This window comes from Candidatus Poribacteria bacterium, assembly GCA_021162805.1.
Lineage (GTDB): Bacteria > Poribacteria > WGA-4E > B28-G17 > B28-G17 > JAGGXZ01.
Genome location: JAGGXZ010000069.1, coordinates 1 through 18,529, shown reverse-complemented (window position 1 = coordinate 18,529; position 18,529 = coordinate 1). Strand labels below are relative to the sequence as shown.

Annotated in this window: 13 protein-coding genes and 1 pseudogene; 6 read left to right on the top strand and 8 right to left on the bottom strand. The window is 52.7% G+C overall.

Annotated features, from left to right (window positions below; translation table 11 throughout):
* From J7M22_05650 to J7M22_05625, 6 genes are all read left to right on the top strand, one after another.
* On the top strand, positions 1-1,133 hold a 1,133-nt coding region (locus tag J7M22_05650; GenBank protein MCD6506094.1), incomplete at its 5' end, for a response regulator.
* Positions 1,054-1,422 (top strand): response regulator, encoded by a 369-nt coding sequence (locus J7M22_05645; protein MCD6506093.1) that lies wholly within the window; start codon positions 1,054-1,056, stop codon positions 1,420-1,422. The genes J7M22_05650 and J7M22_05645, both read left to right, overlap by 80 nt.
* Complete coding sequence (locus J7M22_05640) at positions 1,415-2,929, top strand: response regulator (protein ID MCD6506092.1); 1,515 nt, start codon at positions 1,415-1,417, stop codon at positions 2,927-2,929. The genes J7M22_05645 and J7M22_05640 overlap by 8 nt, the downstream gene beginning before the upstream one ends.
* A 4-nt stretch (positions 2,930-2,933) precedes the next feature.
* A complete protein-coding gene (locus tag J7M22_05635; protein MCD6506091.1) occupies positions 2,934-3,131 on the top strand; it encodes a hypothetical protein in 198 nt (65 codons plus the stop codon).
* A 9-nt stretch (positions 3,132-3,140) separates the two neighbouring features.
* On the top strand, positions 3,141-3,509 hold the full coding sequence (locus tag J7M22_05630; protein MCD6506090.1) for a hypothetical protein: 369 nt from the start codon (positions 3,141-3,143) through the stop codon (positions 3,507-3,509).
* Between the two features lie 39 nt (positions 3,510-3,548).
* Positions 3,549-4,601, top strand: coding sequence for a DUF2961 domain-containing protein (locus J7M22_05625; GenBank protein MCD6506089.1), 1,053 nt, complete (start codon positions 3,549-3,551; stop codon positions 4,599-4,601).
* Positions 4,602-4,628: 27 nt separating this feature from the next.
* On the opposite strand, the gene J7M22_05620 is transcribed toward J7M22_05625, so the two are convergent.
* The 8 genes and pseudogenes from J7M22_05620 to J7M22_05585 form a co-directional block, all read right to left on the bottom strand.
* On the bottom strand, positions 4,629-5,237 hold the full coding sequence (locus J7M22_05620; protein ID MCD6506088.1) for a YkgJ family cysteine cluster protein: 609 nt from the start codon (positions 5,235-5,237) through the stop codon (positions 4,629-4,631).
* A complete protein-coding gene (locus J7M22_05615; GenBank protein ID MCD6506087.1) occupies positions 5,234-5,788 on the bottom strand; it encodes an epoxyqueuosine reductase QueH in 555 nt (184 codons plus the stop codon). The genes J7M22_05620 and J7M22_05615 overlap by 4 nt, the downstream gene beginning before the upstream one ends.
* 8 nt (positions 5,789-5,796) lie before the next feature.
* A complete protein-coding gene (locus J7M22_05610) occupies positions 5,797-6,600 on the bottom strand; it encodes a nucleotidyltransferase domain-containing protein (GenBank protein MCD6506086.1) in 804 nt (267 codons plus the stop codon).
* A 222-nt stretch (positions 6,601-6,822) separates the two neighbouring features.
* Positions 6,823-13,356, bottom strand: a complete 6,534-nt coding sequence (locus J7M22_05605) for an IPT/TIG domain-containing protein (GenBank protein MCD6506085.1) — start codon at positions 13,354-13,356, stop codon at positions 6,823-6,825.
* A 145-nt stretch (positions 13,357-13,501) separates the two neighbouring features.
* Entirely contained in the window at positions 13,502-13,819 is a 318-nt protein-coding gene (locus J7M22_05600; GenBank protein ID MCD6506084.1) for a hypothetical protein, read from the bottom strand.
* 356 nt (positions 13,820-14,175) lie between these two features.
* Positions 14,176-14,653, bottom strand: a pseudogene (locus tag J7M22_05595) (hypothetical protein).
* A gap of 35 nt (positions 14,654-14,688) precedes the next feature.
* Positions 14,689-17,433 carry a hypothetical protein gene (locus J7M22_05590; GenBank protein ID MCD6506083.1) on the bottom strand — a complete coding sequence of 915 codons (2,745 nt, stop codon included), beginning with the start codon at positions 17,431-17,433 and terminating at the stop codon, positions 14,689-14,691.
* Between the two features lie 133 nt (positions 17,434-17,566).
* Positions 17,567-18,376, bottom strand: a complete 810-nt coding sequence (locus tag J7M22_05585) for a LamG domain-containing protein (protein MCD6506082.1) — start codon at positions 18,374-18,376, stop codon at positions 17,567-17,569.
* Positions 18,377-18,529 lie beyond the last annotated feature (153 nt).

The window sequence follows — 18,529 nt, the reverse complement described above, 5'->3', positions numbered from 1 at the left end:
CAGTCTCCGACACCGGCATAGGGATACCGAGGGAGAAGATCGAGGAGATATTCAAGCCGTTTGTTCAGTTGGACAGTTCTCTATCGAGGCAGTATGAGGGGACGGGATTGGGGTTGGCGTTGACGAGGCGGTTGGTGGAGCTTTTGGGTGGTAGGATTTGGGTTGAGAGTCAACTCGGAAAGGGCAGCACCTTCCACTTCACCATACCGGTTGAGCTCGAAAAGGGGAAAAACGATGAGAGAAGGGGCATAAAAATACCCACCCCGAAAGGGAAAAAGGTTTCTGCCGAGAAGAGGGAGAAGGTGGCGTTGATAGTGGAGGACGATCTTAACTTCGCTTCGCTACTGAGGGAATATCTGGAGGATCTAGGATGTCGGACCGCGATCGCACTCAGCGGAGAGGAAGGGCTTAGGATGGCGCGCCAGCTTAAGCCCGATCTGATAACGCTGGATATAATGATGCCTGTGATGGACGGATGGCAATTCCTTGAAAAGCTAAACGAGGATGAGGAGTTGAGAGGAACACCTGTGGTGATCATATCCGTCCTCCACGAAGAGGGTAAAGGGATGGCACTTGGCGCATCAGCAGTGCTTCAAAAGCCGATAGATCGGCTCTCTCTGATGAGAGCGCTCGAGAGAGCTGGACTATCGAGGAAAGATCAGGCTAAGGTGCTGGTCGTTGACGATGATCCAAATGCCGTGGAAATCATCTCAGAAATCCTCTCATCGATGGAATACTCCATTTTGAAGGCCTATGGCGGCAGGGAAGGAATACAGATAGCTGCAGATGAAACCCCGGATCTGATCGTGCTGGATCTGATGATGCCCGAGATGGACGGGTTTGACGTGATCGAACATCTCAAAAGCGATCCTAAAACGAGGGATATACCGATCGTGATCCTCACGGCTAAACTCCTGACCGAGGAGGACATACGTCGTCTCAACGGACATATCGTCTCCATAACCCGTAAGGGTGAGTTCAGCAGGGAGGAGTTTCTCAGGGAGGTGAGAAACGTCCTCGGAGAAAAGCTCACATCTGAGAAGGAGACAGAGCATGGCAAGGATTCTGGTGGTAGAGGACCACGAGGTAAACCTCCAGTTGATGGAGGAGATAATCAAGCTGATGGGACATGAGCCGATCCCCGCCAAAAACGGAACAGAGGGGATAGAACTCGCTCTCAATGAGAAGCCTGATCTGATCCTCATGGACATACAGATGCCAGGTATAAGCGGTCTGGAGGCGATGAGGAGGATCAAATCCGATCCCTCAACCTCGCATATTCCCATCCTCGCCCTCACTGCCATGGCGATGAAAGGGGATGAGGAGAAACTGCTGGGAGAAGGGTTTGACGATTATATCAGCAAGCCGATCAGATTACACGACGTCACCGAGAAAATCGGGAGGTGGTTGAGGGATGCCTAGAGTGCTGATAGTCGACGACGAGCGGTTCAACGTGGATCTGATCGAGGGGATGCTCGTTCCGTTCAGATACGAAATCGATAAGGCCTATGACGGCCAGGAGGCCCTTGAGAAGATCAAGGAGAATCCGCCGGATCTGGTATTGCTCGATGTGATGATGCCAGGGATAGATGGGTTTGAGGTATGCAGAAGGATAAAGGAAAATCCTGAAACGGCCTTCATACCGGTCGTGATGGTCACAGCGCTGGATAGACCCGAGGATAAAGTTCAAGGCATAGAGGCTGGAGCGGATGATTTCCTCACCAAACCGGTCCGCAGGGAGGAGTTGATAGCCAGGGTTCGAACGGCCCTGAGGATGAAGGAGTTGAACGACAGGCTTCAGAACGCCTATAAGGGCGTTGATAGGCTCAACGAACACATGATGGTCGCCCTCACCTCCTTCGAACCTTTATCGTTTGACAGGAACGCTATCGAGATGGATCTGGCTAAAAGGCTTCTCGTGCCTGACGAGCGAGCGCCGAAGGCCCTTCTCATCGTCTCGAACGGAGGAACCATCGGCAGGATGTACCGCAGCAAGGATACGGGTGAAATTGTCAGGGATGAGCTGCATCTGAATCCTCCCTCGCTTAAAGCCATATCGCCGGATGAGGGCGAGGTGAGGATATCAAACTGGTGGCAGGACGGTAAGACCCTCCCGGAATATCAGAGCCGTTTCCCAAAGGAAATCCTGAATCTCCTGGAGTTCGTCGAGAACTTCATCGCCTTCAGGGCGGGAGGCACGCTGGTCGTCGCCTTTAACTACGCCGGCGATGTCTCGGCATTCGAGGCCGAAGTGTTGAAAGGGCTGGCCATACACACGTTGGTCATCTCCGCCATGTCCAGACAGATACAGGAGACGGAAAGGGCCTTTAGATATTCAGTCGAAGCGCTATCAAGGGCAGCGGAGGAAAATGACGAGGAGACATGGGAACACACGATCAGGGTGAACGAATATGCCAGAACGCTGGCCGAGGAGATGGGCATGCCACGCCGGTTCGTCGAGGATATCGGATTCTTCGCTCAGATGCATGATGTGGGTAAGATACGTATCCACCCTGATATCCTTCGAAAGCCGGGAAAGCTAACGCCGGTAGAGTGGGAGATAATGAAAACCCACACCATCGCCGGGGCGAAGATATTGGGCGACGAGCCGAGGTTGAGGATGGCCCGTAATATCGCCCTATCACATCATGAAAAGTGGGATGGATCGGGATATCCATGTGGCCTCAGGGGTGAGGAGATACCGATCGAAGGGCGTATAACGATGATGGCAGATGTCTACGACGCCCTTAGATCCAGACGCAGCTATAAACCCGCCTTTCCTCATGAAAAGGCCTATAGGATCATCGTGGAGGGAGACGGCAGAACCACACCGGATCATTTCGATCCGGAGGTGCTGAAGGCATTTAAGCGGAGGGCGGACGAGTTCGCCGATATATTCGAGAAATACAAGGGCGAAGAGGAAAAATGAAGGTATGCATGCAACTGCCTTCGCCCTTGCGCTCTTCATCGGTATCTATCTCCCACCGCTCTATCCCATTTTGAACACCGTTGAAAAGGGTCGAGATATGTGGTATAAGAATCGATGGGCGAGAAAATTCCCAAGGAGATCTTCTGAGATGATATGGATGGCGATACTGACCATTCAGTTTACAGCGATCCCAATCGGATAGTCGCCTCAGGTGGCTCCGCCGCTTGACCCTCTGTCAGCCGTTGAGATGGTGGGATCGGAGGAGATAGCGAGAAGGATCTCGCCGAATCGTAATTTGATTAAAGGCGTGCCCCCGGCGATCCCGTTCTTCGGGTCAGAAGATAGGTTCCTGGTCGGAGGCAGAGAGTTTATGAAGCTGTCCAGGAGACTGGGCAATACTGCTAAATTATATGTCGCCGAGGGGGTAGGTCATGGGTTTTTCAACAGATATCCGTGGCTGGAGCGAACTACCTATCTGGCCGATAGATTCCTAGCAGATTACGGATATATCGAGGGCAAGCCGGCGATCGAGCTGCCTGAGGGCGAACCAGGTATGAAGCTTGTGGAGGAAAGTCCTTGATGAAAGACGACTCTTTCTATGAGAAGAAGGAGGTGTTCGATGGGATTTGAGGGCCTTAACTTCGGCCTTGGGAGCATTCCGCTCCTGTCAGATGCTCAGACGAGATCCATATCGGCGGAAAACCCGAAGGGTGAAAAGGGAGGCGGTGCCAAAGCCGTTCCGGACGAACGCAGCGCCGCCTCAATGTTGGGTAAGGGATGGAAGGTGCGTCCCTGCATCACCCTCCCGCCGGGCGAGACGACAACGCTCGCCGAGATAGACGGTCCCGGGGTTATACAACACATCTGGATAACGGTCGATCCGAAGGCTTACAGGGATACCATCCTTCGATTTTACTGGGATGACGAGGAGACACCCTCAGTAGAGGTTCCCCTGGGAGATTTCTTCTGCAACGGTCACGGGATGAGGTATAACGTCAACTCGCTTCCCATCTGCGTCAATCCTTCAGGCGGGTTCAACAGCTACTGGCCGATGCCTTTCAAAAAGAGCGCGAAGGTGACGGTGGAAAATCAACGATGGGAACCCATAGGCGGCTTCTTCTACCAGATCACCTACTCCCTGACCCAAATCCCCGAAAATACCGGCTATTTCCACGCTCAGTGGCGTAGAAGCATGACCAGAAGGGATCGCCCGGAACATGTCATCCTGGACGGAGTGAGAGGACAGGGACATTACGTGGGGACCTTCCTGGCCTGGACACAGCTTTCGGACGGTTGGTGGGGCGAAGGTGAAATCAAGTTCTACATCGACGGCGATACCGAACATCCCACCATATGTGGCACGGGAACCGAGGATTACTTCGGAGGGGCATGGGGGTTCGGCGATACCTTCTCCACGCCCTTTTTGGGATATCCGCTATGGCAGCGTGACCCTACCAGGGTGCCGAAGCACGGCCTTTACAGGTGGCATATCATGGACCCGATCAGATTTCAGTCCGATCTGAAGGTGACGATCCAGGCCCTAGGATGGTGGCCTAACGGCAAGTTCCAGCCGCTTACCGATGACATCGCCTCGGTGGGATACTGGTATCAGAGGGAACCGCACGCCCCGTTCCCCGAGATGCCTCCCATCCATGAACGCTGGTCCAGATAAGGGAGAGGGGCAACCCTCGGGGTTGCCCTATTCCCTCTCCAGTTCTTTCTGAATTAGGAGGACGGCGTAGCTCAGAGGGACGGTCTTCTCTCCGCATCCCTCCTCCCTGCCGATCCGATATGCCCTTTGACGTAGATCCTTATAGTCTATGGGGTCCACCGAGTTGATATCGCCCAGAAAGGTGTGTTTACAACAGCTCACCTTGACCCCATCGAACATCGGGTATCCCCATACCCTGCAGATAAGGGGGCGATGTTCATATATGGAACAGACGCCGCCGATCAGGAAGGGACAGGTGGCCTCTCTGGAGGAACCCATCTCCATCATCACCTCGCTTGGCTTGACATCGGAGAGTTTTTTGAGGTCATAGCCGAGCTTGATCGATTTGAGGACTGTTCTTTTAGCGCGATCATAGATCTCGTCCCTTAGCTCCTTCGGCAGGATGGATAGCCCCTGTCGCATATGGATCAGCTCGACCGGAAGGAGTGAGAGCAGAGAGGTGCCGCGACAGCAGACATCACAATCGACCTTACATCCCACATATCTCGGATCGGCTCTTAATCTGCGGCATTCCTCCTCCACCTCGTCCAGCAGCTTCTCATATCTTTCGAGACATCTACTCTCCTCAGCGCTCATCTTCTCCGTTTCCTCCTTCTCCTCTCCGCCTCCCTCAGGCTGAATATACAGCCGCAGTAATTCTGCCTGTATAGGTTATATCTTTTGCTCATGATCACGCTCTTTTGGAATCCTCCTTTCTTCTTGAAATCGGCCTGGAGGAACTCCACGCCATATTTGTCAGCGACCTCCGTGCCGATGCTGTTTATCCTATCGGCTTTCTTGTGGGGGCTTATCGAGAGGGTGGTGGTGATGATGTCGAATCCGTGATCGACGGCATACTGTGCTGTCCTTTCAAGCCGCATCCTATAACAGACCAGGCATCGCTCTCCCCCCTCCGGTTCATCCTCCAGTCCCTTCACCAGCTCGAACCATCTTTTAACGTCATATTCGCCGATGATCAGATTTATCCCCGCTATTTTCGCATATCTGACCATCTCCTCCAGTCTCAGCTTATACTGACCTCTCGGATGGATGTTAGGATTATAGAAGAAACCCGTGACCTCATAGATGGGCTTCAAGACCTCTATGACGTATGTCGAGCAGGGAGCGCAACAGATATGCAGTAGCATCCGTTTCATCACAGCTTCACCTTATCCTCCGGTATCAACGATCTGCCCTTTTCATCGAACCACCTCTCCAGCGCCTGGAAGCTCTTGATCCCCTCGCTGAAGAGATATCGGGCAAAATCCGGATCTTCAATGACCCTCCCCCACTCCTCCCTGATACCATTGAAGAAGTTGGACAGATGACCGCCGGGACAGAGCTCATCCTCCCACTTTGAGAGCACCTCCCACACCGGCATACGCCACACTGAAAGCGGCTTCTCCTCCAGGAGGGAGACGGCGTTATAAAGCGTTCCTTTCAATATCGCCCCCGTCAATCTAACGATCTCCGCCAATCTCTGGTTCGGCTTATCGGTAAATCGCTCCAGCAGGTAAGAGATATAACCGGATATGCGATGAAGGCTCAGATCGATCTTACGATAATACCCTTCCTCTGTCTCTCTGAGATCCTCAGGGACATCCCCGTAGAGCAGGATATAGGTTCCCGGCAGAGGGGGCGACCAATCATATGGATAATGCTCCGGGGATAGGAAGAAGATCTGGAATTGCCAGACGTCGTAATCTTGGGGGCGGATGATTCCGATCCTCTCCTGTATTCTCAGCGCCTCCTCAAGTCTTGGTGAGCGCGGGCCTTCCATCACCTCGTAGTCCACAAGGACATGGATGTCCACGTCGGAATATCCGGGTATGAAATCCCCCTTCACGAGGGATCCTTTCAGCAGAACGGCTATGAGATGCTCACCTAAGACTTCCCGAAGCGATTTGACTATGAGATCGAGAGCCGGTCTGAGATGATGGGGGATTTGGGCTTTTATCATCCTTATCACCTAGGTCCTATTTTAACATAGACACGTCGCGGTGTAAAGTATGCAATATGCCTCTCGTAGCGAAGTACAGCGGATGGATCAGGCAAAAATAACGGGCAGACTATCGCCTGCCCGTTTAAGGAGGCGGAAGAGAGAATAGGGAGTAAAGGGAGGGGTGGCAGTGCCCTTTACTCCCCCGCCCTAGAGAGACTCCAGGTGAGACCTGGAGGGGGATCACTTAAGGATAACCATTTTTCTCGCGAATGATCTGTCACCTACCAGAAGCTGATAGATGTAAACGCCACTCGTCACCTTTTCACCGATCTCATTTCGTCCGTCCCAATATGCCGCTCTGCTTCGATCCTCATAGTAGCCCGGCTCGAGCTTCCCCAGATCCAAAACCCTCACCAGCTTGCCGGATACGTCGAATATCCGGATCTTCACCTCAGCTCGCTCAGAGAGTCTGAAGGGTATCCACGTCTCAGGGTTAAATGGGTTGGGATAGTTCTGTCCCAGAGAGGTCGCCTCAGGCACGGCATGTAGGATCAGGCTTAACTTCGGGAGCATGCCGATTTTGACCTCGTTTGATCCTCTCACCCTGATCGATATTCCGTTAAGAAGCTTTACGCTCGTATCTTCGCTCCAGCTGTTAACCCTGAACGTCAACCTCAGGAGATCTCCCTTTCCGTTTAACCCGCTTTTCTCTTCGATGAGGCTCGCAAGCACAGTCGCTAAGCCTGGCCTTTCGATTTTGATGTGGTATAAGATTTTCCCGCCGCTTAACAGATCTCCAGGCTCGGCATCCCGCAGCTGGAGTTGCTCCGGATCGAACTCAATCTGGACCGCATAGGCGTATAGGGATGAGACATCTCCCTTAAGTGCGATTTTTGCCTCCTGTCCGGCTATCACAGAGGAGAGCTTTAAATCGAATTCATCTTCGGTTTTCCCGTTGTCAGGGGCTGCATCGCCCGCCTTTAAGAAATTGCTCGCCAAAACGGCGAAATCGGAGAGGTCTACGGTATCATTCCCATTGAAATCGCAGCTTGAATTATAGTTCGGATCACCTTGGACGCTGCCGAAGCTGGCTGACAAAACGTTGAAATCCTTTAGATCAACATCGTTATCCCCATCTGCGTCTCCGGCCAACAGGGAGAAATTCAGGCTTGAGGATGGGATCGTGACGTTCTGCAGGGTTTGTCTGAGAAACCCATCGGCCTTTGCTGCTATATCATATGTCCCTGCCGGCGTGGTCAGGTTCAACGTGTAGCTGCCATCTGAGCTCGTGTTGATAACTCTTTTCTCCAGAGGAACAGTCCCGCCGTGGCTTCTAACCTCTATCGTCACTTGCGCCGAGTGATTCGTCCTGGACTGGAGTTGCACTTTACCGGAGATGGTTGTCCCGCCCGTGGGCGCGGCGCTGCCGATGTATATCTTCCCATTGATGGTGGCAGGGGTGAGCGTGCCATCTCCTGCGACGGACAAAGCGGTCACCCTCCCGTTAGCCTCATCGAAGTCAAAGGAGACCGTGGTGTATCCCGACGGAGGAGTTCCTATAACCTCAAGCTGAAACGTGGCCACCACTCCACTGCCTGTAGCTGAGGATGTGTGGTTAACCTCGACGTAATCCAACTGTCCCCCGGATATGCCGTTGCCGGGGTCTCCGTGTCTATCGTTATCCAGCACCGTTCCTCCCAGGAAGCCACCCTGATTGAAGGGCGTAATGACGTCGGCGACCTCCAAAACGCTCGTGTCATATGTCAGATAGGCTGCCACACCATTGATGTTCTGGCTGCTTTGCAGATATAACCTCAGATCGATCCTATCTCCTACCGAAGCATATATGGTGCTGTTGCCGTTTGAATCCTGTATCGCCAGAGTTGCAGATCCCGTGACGGTAAAGCCGTCCTGTAATGTTGCCGTCGCCCCTCCTGGATTGGAGACACTCACATCTCTGCTTCCCTGAGATGCAGAGGGAGAGATGGTGATGTTGACCTTGATCTGGGTAGAGGAGATGTAAGAAATCGAGTTGACGGTTATGTCGCTACCGAAGGACGCTGAGGAATTGGACTGGAATCCCGTTCCTGTGATGGTAACGTCCAAGGTGGTTCCGGGGGAGGCGGATGAAGGGGAGATAGAGCTTACAGTCAGTTCGCTTCCCACGGAGAAGAGGCCTATTCCGGTGTCAGACTGGCCGTCGGGGTTGGTGAGGGTGATGTTCCGAAGTCCTGACGGGGCATTGGAGGCGATGGTGATGTTGACGAGAAGATCCTGTGAGTCAACGAATGAGACGGAGTTGACGGTTATACCGATTCCGCTAAAAGAGATCGTTGCACCGCTTTGGAAGTTCGTCCCCGTTATCTGAACGTCCAGCGTTGTACTTTTACTTCCTGTGGATGGGTTGGCGCTCAAAACTTGAGGAGCAGCATGTAAAACGGTGAACGCATTATCTTCGGTAGCGCTCACGCCGCCCGGATTGCTCACCGTTACATCACAGGCTCCTAACGCCGCTGTGGACGAGATGTCTATGTTGGCTATGAGTTGGGAGGAGTTGACGAAGGTGGTGGAGTTTACCGTTATACCGGAGTTGTCAAAGGAAGCAACCGCTCCTTCGACGAAGTTCGAGCCGTTTATCGTCACATCATAGCTAGGCATCCCTCTATTTCCCGAAGATGGAGATAGGGAGGTGATAGACGGGGAGCCGATCACTTCGAAAAGATCGCTTCCTGTCGCCTGAACGTTCCCCGGATTTATCACGGTCACATCCCACTTCTTCAGGGGTGAGGAGGGCGAGATGGAGATCAAGGCTGTGATCCGGCTCGATGAGTCGACGACTGCTGAGTGAACCGCTATACCACTGCTGGATTCAAACTTCACATCCGCTCCTTCCACAAAGTTGCTCCCCTCTATCGTGATCGACATCATCGATGCTCCTCTGCTGCCGCTTGAGGGGGTGATGGAACTCACAGTAGGGGCGCCCAGAACATGAAACAAATTATCGCCGTTGGCTGTTACTCCGTCGACCGTCACGGAGACATCTCTCAGCCCGATCGTGGCCGTTCCGTCAACTGTGATCTCGGCCGAGAGCTCCGTCTGGCTGACGTAGCTGAGCGAGTTGACGGTGACTCCTGATCCAAAGCTTACATCGCCGGCGGTTATCGACGAATTGAATCCTCCTCCATATATACTCACCACCAGTGTTGCCCCTCTGTTCGCCCTGTTCGGTGAGATAGAGGTGACCGTCAGACCGCTCAGAACCGTGAACATATTTGATCCGATCCCGACTACGTTGCCGGGGTTGGTCACGGTGACATCTCTTAATCCCAAGGGAGCGGTAGAATCAATCGAGATGGTCACATCTATTCTTCCGCTGTTGATGAAGGTAGCTGAAAGAACGTTGACACCCGCGCCAAATGAAACCTGACTGTCGCTGGTGAAGTTGCTCCCCTGCACCGTCACGCTGAGTCCAGTCACGCCGATATTGGCGCTTGCCGGCGAGATTGAAACAACCGCCGGTGGGCCGATCACTGTGAAAGCATTCGCTTTAGTAACGCTCACTCCTCCGGGATTCGTGACTGTAACGCTTCTCGATGTTAATCCAGCGGTTGAATCGATGGTGATGTTGGCGTAGATCTTGGTTAAAGTGGCATCCACGGAGGTGGAATTTACCGTTATGCCTCCCCCACTGAATGATACAGATGCCCCGGGGACGAACCTCTCGCCGGTTATCACCACATCCATGTTAGTCGCGCCCTGGCTGCCGGATGAGGGTGATATATCGGTTACAGCAGGGGCTGCTAGGATCGTGAAGCCATTTGACAAGGTATCGGTGGACCCTCCAGGATTGGTCACTGTCACATCATATGTCCCTGCACCACCTGTGACGTTTAAAACGGCATTGATGGTGTGAGAATCGACAACAACAGCGGATGTAACGGCGCAGCCGCCTATCGTGACGGTGGCGCCTGAGGTGAAATTGTTACCCGTTATGGTCACGGACATACCTGATCCTCCGGTGCTTGCCACATCAGGCGATATGCCCGTCACATCAACCGAGCCAAGCACGGTAAACAGATTCGCTCCTGTCCTGCTTATGCTGTAAGGGTTGGTGACGGTGACGTTTCTGGAGCCCAACGACGCACTAGGACTGACATCTACGTTGACCGTAAGAGAGGTGGGGGAGTTGTATGTGACGGAGTTTACAGTGATGCCTGTCCCATTGAAGGAGACGGTCACTCCGTTCATGAAGTTCGTCCCGCTGATGGTCAAATTTATGTTATTGACCCCTCTGTTAAGACTGCTTGGATTTACACCTGTAACGGTCACATCCCCCAAAACGTTGAAAGCATTGTTCCTCGTCACGCTCACACCACCGGCGTTTGTGACTGTAATATTCCTGATGCCCTCCGTCGCCGTAGGTGATATCTGGATATTGACGTCTAGCGTTGTTGAGGTGATCGAGTTAACCGATACGACCGTTATCCCATCGCCGCTGAAGGTTATGGTCGGTGTTCCGACGAAATTGGTTCCCGTAACGGTGAAATGAGTTATGTAAGCTCCCCTATTCGCCTGTGAGGGAGATACCGATGTGATCGAAGGGGGACCTACCACCTCAAATAGATCGTTCCCAACGGCCGGAGTGGTTCCTATCCCCGGGTTGGTCACCTTGATATCCCTTTTGCCTAGAGCCGCTGTGGATGAGATATCTATGTTAACGGTTAAGCTGGTTGAGGAGTTGAAAGTGACGGAGTTGACGGTGATTCCCGTCCCACTGAACTCCACCGTTGCTCCGTCGACGAAGTCGCTTCCTGTTATCTGGACGTCCAGGTTGCTTGCTCCCAGATTACCCCTCCCCGGTGATGCTCCCGTGACAGTAGGCGGGCTTACCACTGTAAAGCCACACTGATTGGAGGTCTGGATGCCGCCCGGGTTGGTAATCGTGAAGGTATAGGTTCCCGCTGAGAGACCTTCGGCTGTCAGATCAAATGTCGCCGATATCTGAGTCGTATCCACATAGGAGAGGCTCGATACAGTTATGGGAACGGCGCCGAAACTTATGGTGGGCAGGTTTTCCTCTATCAACCCACCGCTTATAGAGTTGTTGCCCACCAGGTTGACCCCTGTGATGATCACAGATATGCTGGAACCCAACTCACCGCTCGATGGGCTGACTGACGTTATGGATGGCGCTCCGACAACGGTGAATATAGGAGATGCGCTTGTGGCTGAAGCACCTCCAGGATTTGTGACTGTAACATATCTTCCTCCCAGAGGAGCCGCTGAGGAGATTTCTATGTAGGTCTTTATGACCGTTCCGGTGCCATTGACTGTGGTGGGGCCTGTGACCGTGATGTTTGAATCGGGCACACCCGGGGAGATATCAAACGAAATACTACATCCGGATACGAAATTGGCTCCCGTTATCTGAACCATGAGATTGCTAGCCCCCTGATTGCCGTGATCGGGATATACCGTATCAACAGCTACATATGGAGCATCCACGACCTCAAAGACAGGCAGAGAGGACATTCCAGTTCTCCCGTCAGGGTTAACCACCGTGACGTATCTGCCCCCTAATGAGGTGTCCTGAGAGATATCAATTGTAGCCACAAGCTCAGTGGAGCTGAGATATGTGACGCCTTTGACCGTGATGCCATCAGGGGTGAAGAGCACATTAAGGCCATCGCCGTTATCGAAGTTGTATCCGTGGATGTGCACCTGCAGATTCTGAGCTCCTCTGTTACCCCTACCTGCCCCTCCTCCCACCGATGTGCTTGAGACGATGGGGCCGCGTTCGATGGTAAGTGCGATGACGGCATGAGCAGTTCCATTTGTGTCGGTAGCTGTTACGGTTAGCTCCTTATCGCCTCCTGTGATACCGAAAAACGGGATGGTCTGGAAGGAGTATACTCCATCGCTGGCCTTAACATCCCCATTTGTTCCGTCGTCATACATCTCCTGAGAGGCCCCTCCCCCTATAGGGCTCAGATCCACCGTTACAGATGAGATGTTCGTGCCCGTCACGCTGGCGGTTAAAAGTACAGGTGTTTCGCCATCAAGTGATACGGAGGAAGGAACGGCTTTCGGATCGGATATCACCGGTCCCGTGACCCCGGAGGTAAGCTTTGTGTTTTTATCCAATTTGCCTGTGAAATGAACGGATACGCTGATGCGTTCGTTGGGATCGAGACCATCAGAGCAGATCACCCTTACATCGTTGATGGACGAGCCGAGATTACCGCTCACCTGTACGGGCGACGGATCGGTGGTGAAATCTCCGGACACTATGGCAGATACGTCGTGCCAGACGACGTTCACGGAAAGCGTATAATCACCCGCCACGGCTCCCGCCGCGTTCCACGAGAATTGAGGATCGGCGCTGAAAACCGTGAAGCTCGGCAGAATATCGGGTGCGGCCTCGATGTGATATCGCTCATCTATTCGATAGTCACCCGCTTCCAGGTGGATGTTTCTGGTAGCGATGATCGAACCTGAACTTGATGAGAAGGTCTCCTGATAAACCTGTTGTTCAGGGGAGAGATCCGTCCTGGTTATGGCTACAGTTACCTTGGTTTTGACGTTAAAGTTGAAGAGCATCGAGGTTCCAGCCGGGATCCCACCGGCTGGAGCATTGCCGAGGTTCGGCGATGTGATCGTATCAACCGGGTAATCGGCTTTCTGATTTTGATAGGCAGATGCCTGTGAGACCACACATAGCAATACTACAGCCGAAATGGCTGTAAGTAATTCGGTGAGAATTCTATTCCTCATCCCCTATGACCCCCATAGATTAGGTGATTGCGGCAAACTTTAAATTCGGCTGGACCGTCTTCCGAGACGGCCAGCCGATCCGGTGATACGAAAGACCTGAAAGATCAGGTCTGCGAGATGAATGATTCAAAACAGGATAAAGGTATCATATATTGTCATCATGGTGGTCTCGATATCCACCGTCCTCGTTATCGTTTGATCCTGCTCCGATGCCGCCGTGATTGAGACCACCATCCTGATTGCTGCCGTTCTCATCGCTCACGGGAAACCTCACATCCAGATCAGCATTTCCGTCATCGATCACATCTAGATCCTGTGTCATGTCGTTCCAGATATCCATGATTTGGTCTGCCACGTTTGCTATCGTAGCCATCATCGCCAATCCCAGGAGCCCAGCTAAGATGGTGTACTCTATAAGAGCCTGGCCCCTCTCCCTACGAAGCCTCTCTAAAGCCTTCACCATGACACACCACCTTGAATTTTTCGATGAACCGAACACAAAGGTAGCTCAGCGGTCGATGAATCACCCATCGACCGCTGAACTTTCGGATAACGTTCCCCTCGCTCGGTTCATCCTATTTGCACAATATGAGAAGCAAATTGCATACCAATCGGTCAAAAATCCAGGGAAATTCAGATTTCATGCGGGTTGGAGGGCAAAACCGCTGTGTTTAAAATCATTAACAAACTATGCAAAAAATTGCATAGTTTGTGAAGGGAAATTCCCATGAATCCGCACCACCACAGCGCGGAGTGGACTTCAAAGTGGGTATGAAAGCTTTTGCACAATTTATGCAAGAATTTGCATAATCGGTTGGCTTAAACCTCGACTCCCAAAAACTTCCTCACCAGATACCCTATTCCGAAGGATATGGCCGCAACGCCCAAGCTGATCAGAGCCATCTCCGCAAACCTGTTCCCAAAAGGCAGATCCTTCGCCACCGAGACGAAATAGGTGAAGATAAGTATGACCAAGATCGCATCCGATATCGCCAATGCCAGGGAGAGATAGTAGCTGTTCAGGAGAAAGAACGGCAGGATAAGTATGAAGACGGCCACCCCTCTCTATCAGCTTTATACAAAACGCCAGGCCGAAGATCTTCGAAAGGATGATGTACATCAGGACTTTAAACCTGTTGGGCGGAACATCCCTCCGGGTGTATTCCCTCCAAACCTCATAATGACGGCGCTCGTCCTCGGCGATCCTCTGAAGTACCTCCCTGTTTTCGCCCTTTGCCCTGGCGGCAAGACGGCTATATACGTGATGCTCGGTTGAAAACCGATCAGTTCTCCCAATGTCTTCCCATCGGTATCTCCCACAATCGCCCTCCTTTACCTGAGAAGGTTTGAGATTGGAAGCCTATAAACCCCTCCTCCCATCGTCGCCGCATAGAGGACCCTCCCGTCGGAGGATATAGCGAGATCCTTAACGGCTTTGATCCTCAATCCCTCGTTGATCACCCTCCATCTTTTCCCGCCATCCAAGCTCATATAAACTCCTGTAGCCATATCGGAGATGTAGATCCTGTTTGGATCAGTCGGGTCGATTACCACATCCGTTATCACCGACCATGGAACGCCGTAGGAGCTTGAGGAGATGAGGATGATAGATGGTTTTTCATATGAGACGTCCTGAATTCCCCCGCCGAGGGGCAGGAGGTAGGGCGGACATACGATCTCGATCCCCCCTGAGGCCTTCTGCCAGCTCTCCCCGCCGTCGTTCGAGATAAACAGCCCTGCTCCTTCGCCCAACCCGGCGAAGATCCTTCTCGGATCAACCGGTGAGATCGTCACCGCACGCACGTCAAGCGAGCGAAGCCCGTTATTGCAAGCGCTCCAGCTCTCTCCGCCGTCATCCGAGAGGAACAGACCCATGCTCAGCGTTCCGATAAAGAGCCGATCGGGGTTATGCGGATCGATGGCGATACAGTTGATGTTCCTCGCTCTTATCGGTAAATTTCCATTCGATTCGAACCAGCTTTCTCCTCCATCGATAGATTTAAAAACCCCGTAGCTCCGCGTTATCCGGTTGGTGTTGACGGCGTTCCTGTCCTGCCTCATCCCTGCATAGACCACCTTCGGATTGGAGGGAGCGAATTTGATGTCCTTGAAACCGTGTCTGTTGCGGGGGCCCCCCTTGAACTTTTTGTGGTAGACAATCCTCCAGTGTCTTCCTCCGTCGCGGCTCTTCAGGATGGTGCCGGTATGCTCATCGCTTATCAGAATCTCATTGGGCCTTTTGGGATTGAGTGCGATGTCATACCATTCCGCAAAATCGGCCGGATGATAGGCCAATCCGATCCAATTCTCCCCGCCGTCTATGCTCTTAAAAGGCCCGCTTCGTCCTATAGCGTAGATGAGGTTCGGATCGCGTGGGTCGACCTCGACGGCGTGTATCTCCGCCCCTGTATATCCCCTGCTCGAATCGACCCATGTCTCTCCGCCATCGGTGGATTTAAAGCATCCCCCTCCGTAGTTGTTAACGAAGATCGTATAAGGGTCATCCGGATCAACGGCTGCGCTTATAGGTACCCCGGCCCGTATCCCTGGAGGGCCATAACACCCTTCGGGCTTGGAGAGCCTCATCCACGTCTCCCCGCCGTCCTCGCTCCGGTAAAACGCTCCAGCGCTTCCCGCATAGACTATATCCGGATCAGAGGGGGCAATCACGACCACCGTGAAGATATCATCTCCCAGGACCTTCTTCCAATGCTCCCCGCCATCTGTTGTTTTGTATATCCCGCCCAGTTTACCTTCAAAAGCGAGGGCGTTGTTGCCCGCGGCGGCGAACAGCACATCCGGATTACGCGGGTGCATCTCCAGGAATCCGACGAAGAGATTGTCCAGCCCGCAGTTTATCTGACGCCAGCTTTTACCTCCATCGGGCGATTTTAAAACGCCCACACCTTTCAGGTTGTAAGCTTCCCTGTCGAAGATACCGGAAGCGGCATAGATGATATTCGAATCCCGCGGATCTATGATTATCGTCCGGATGAGGTTCCCGCCCTGCCAGATTGCAAACCAGTGCTTGCCCCCATCTACGGTCTTGTAGATCTTTCCCTTCACCCTTTCGAACTCCACACCCTCTATCCCAGTCGGTATCTCTGCACCGGCGTAGACCACGTTGTGATCCCTAGGATCAACGGCGAAGGATCTGATGGTGATCGCATCCTCCTCAATCCCTTCGTCCATCTCCACCCAGCTTTCACCGCAGTCGTAGGATTTGAATATTCCCCTCTGACCCTGAAATCCGGCCCAGATTATATTGGGATCGACGGGATCGATTGTCAGGGAGAAGATGGGATACGAGTCGGAGGAGGGACCGCCACGGGAAGTGATACCCTCGTTACGCGTCACCCAGCTTCTTCCGCCGTTATAGCTTTTGTTAACTCCTGAGGGGTTATCGGTAACGAACATTATGCTTTTATCGAGGGGATGTATCCTGATATCGTATCCCAACCCTCCAGGCGGTCCACCGGTTCTGATCCATCCTCCCTGTTGGATTGGTCTGACGGCAACCAGTTTGATATCGTCTATCAGAACCTCAGAGTTATCAAGGGCTTCAAGGGCAAATCTGCCGGCGAGAAGCGGGTCGGACGAGTCGGTGTAGCTCATGCGAAGCCTGTCGTCCAGGTAGATCCTTATATGCTCGCCCTGAAGAAGTATACCGACCTTATACCATCTCATCTTTCCTATGCCCGGCCTGAGAACTTTGAGCTCGGAAAATCTATCGCCAACCTGCTTAGTCAGGTAGATCATCTCCCTATTCATTCCGAGGAAGTATCTCGATCCGTTCAGGTTTCGGAAGGTGATATGGATTCCGCCTCTTCTCAGTTTCAACCTGAATTGGATCGAGTAGTTGTAGCAGAGATCGATCTCAGGAAAGGCCCATGAGTGACCTCGCCCGGCCAGCACATGTCCTTCTCCATCGCTCTCAACCGACCAGCCCTCGTCGAGATGCCATCTGGAGATCCCACGCTCGAAGTTCTCCTCGAACGTCCAGCAATTTTTCTCGTCCGTTCGGGCGAGCGGGAAGATCGCTATCCAAAGCGATAGGAGAATCAGAACTCTGCTCATAGTGCCTCAATCCCCCCTTTATCGCCCTGCTACCCTCACTTATCAGCCATACATATTATGGCGGAGCAACTGCCAAGGTCAAGCGAGATAACCTCATGAAATGACCAAGGTGTGAACTTTCCCGCTTTGAACTTCACCTCAACTCCGGGTTTGATCTCGAGTGCAACACTTTTTGAAGCGACCACTTAACCTCTCCCCATGTCGTCGTCAATTTACCGGGAGGACTTACGCCCAGACTCGTTTTCAATCCACCCTCCATTATCTCCTTTATCTCCCCTTCATCCAAAGCGACGTTGAAGATCGCCACCTCGTCGATAACTCCGGCGAAATAGCCCGCCGGGTCCCCTCTGGCGATCCTCAGCTCCCCATCGCTTGTCTCTATCTTTCCGGAGGCCGTCTGAGAGCCGTCTAACTCTCCGTTCAAATATACCCTTATCTCATTTCCGTCATAAACGAGGGCGACATGGTACCATCTGTCGGTATTGAGAGAGGTAGCACCGTTCACCTGATAACCGGGAGAGGGTTTAGCGTCGGTGGCTATGTAAGCCCTGATCGTATCGGGTTGGATCCTGAGCACATAGATATGTCCTTGAGCTTGATCATGTAGCTTACGGACGACGTGATTTGCCGCCGGCCATCCGCTCCCTTTTATCCAGGCCACGATCGTTATCTGATTGCCGTTTACATCCAAGCTATCGGAATCAGGGACGGCGATGTAGTCGTCAGAGCCGTCGAACTCCGGCCCTTTTCCGAATTTGCCCTCCACCCACTTGGGATCGCCGTTGATCACACCGTCGTTGCCGTTTCCCGACGAATCCCTAACCGTTTTTCCCTGACCCTCGTCGAAAAGCCACATGGCGACGACGTTATTCGGATTGCCCCCGAAGGCCAATCCGACGAGGATCATACATGTTCCCCAGCAAATCAGTATATATCGGGTCATGTTACTCCCCCTTCTTCACCCCAATCTCAGTAGATCACAATGACTAGGGATCAGAATAATCCTAAAATCGATTTGAACGTTAAAAAGCATGGGGCACACCCAAAACCAAATAACAAGGAGGTGAATACCATGTGCGCCCCACGCCAACTGTTT

Excerpts from the sequence above, each read along its gene's own strand:
- J7M22_05640 (MCD6506092.1), top strand. The coding sequence starts at position 1,415 with ATGCCTAGAGTGCTGATAGTCGACGACGAGCGGTTCAACGTGGATCTG.
- J7M22_05590 (MCD6506083.1), bottom strand. The coding sequence starts at position 17,433 with ATGAGCAGAGTTCTGATTCTCCTATCGCTTTGGATAGCGATCTTCCCG.
- J7M22_05615 (MCD6506087.1), bottom strand. The coding sequence starts at position 5,788 with ATGCTACTGCATATCTGTTGCGCTCCCTGCTCGACATACGTCATAGAG.
- J7M22_05625 (MCD6506089.1), top strand. The coding sequence starts at position 3,549 with ATGGGATTTGAGGGCCTTAACTTCGGCCTTGGGAGCATTCCGCTCCTG.
- J7M22_05620 (MCD6506088.1), bottom strand. The coding sequence starts at position 5,237 with ATGAGCGCTGAGGAGAGTAGATGTCTCGAAAGATATGAGAAGCTGCTG.
- J7M22_05610 (MCD6506086.1), bottom strand. The coding sequence starts at position 6,600 with ATGATAAAAGCCCAAATCCCCCATCATCTCAGACCGGCTCTCGATCTC.
- J7M22_05645 (MCD6506093.1), top strand. The coding sequence starts at position 1,054 with ATGGCAAGGATTCTGGTGGTAGAGGACCACGAGGTAAACCTCCAGTTG.
- J7M22_05600 (MCD6506084.1), bottom strand. The coding sequence starts at position 13,819 with ATGGTGAAGGCTTTAGAGAGGCTTCGTAGGGAGAGGGGCCAGGCTCTT.
- J7M22_05585 (MCD6506082.1), bottom strand. The coding sequence starts at position 18,376 with ATGACCCGATATATACTGATTTGCTGGGGAACATGTATGATCCTCGTC.
- J7M22_05605 (MCD6506085.1), bottom strand. The coding sequence starts at position 13,356 with ATGAGGAATAGAATTCTCACCGAATTACTTACAGCCATTTCGGCTGTA.
- J7M22_05635 (MCD6506091.1), top strand. The coding sequence starts at position 2,934 with ATGCATGCAACTGCCTTCGCCCTTGCGCTCTTCATCGGTATCTATCTC.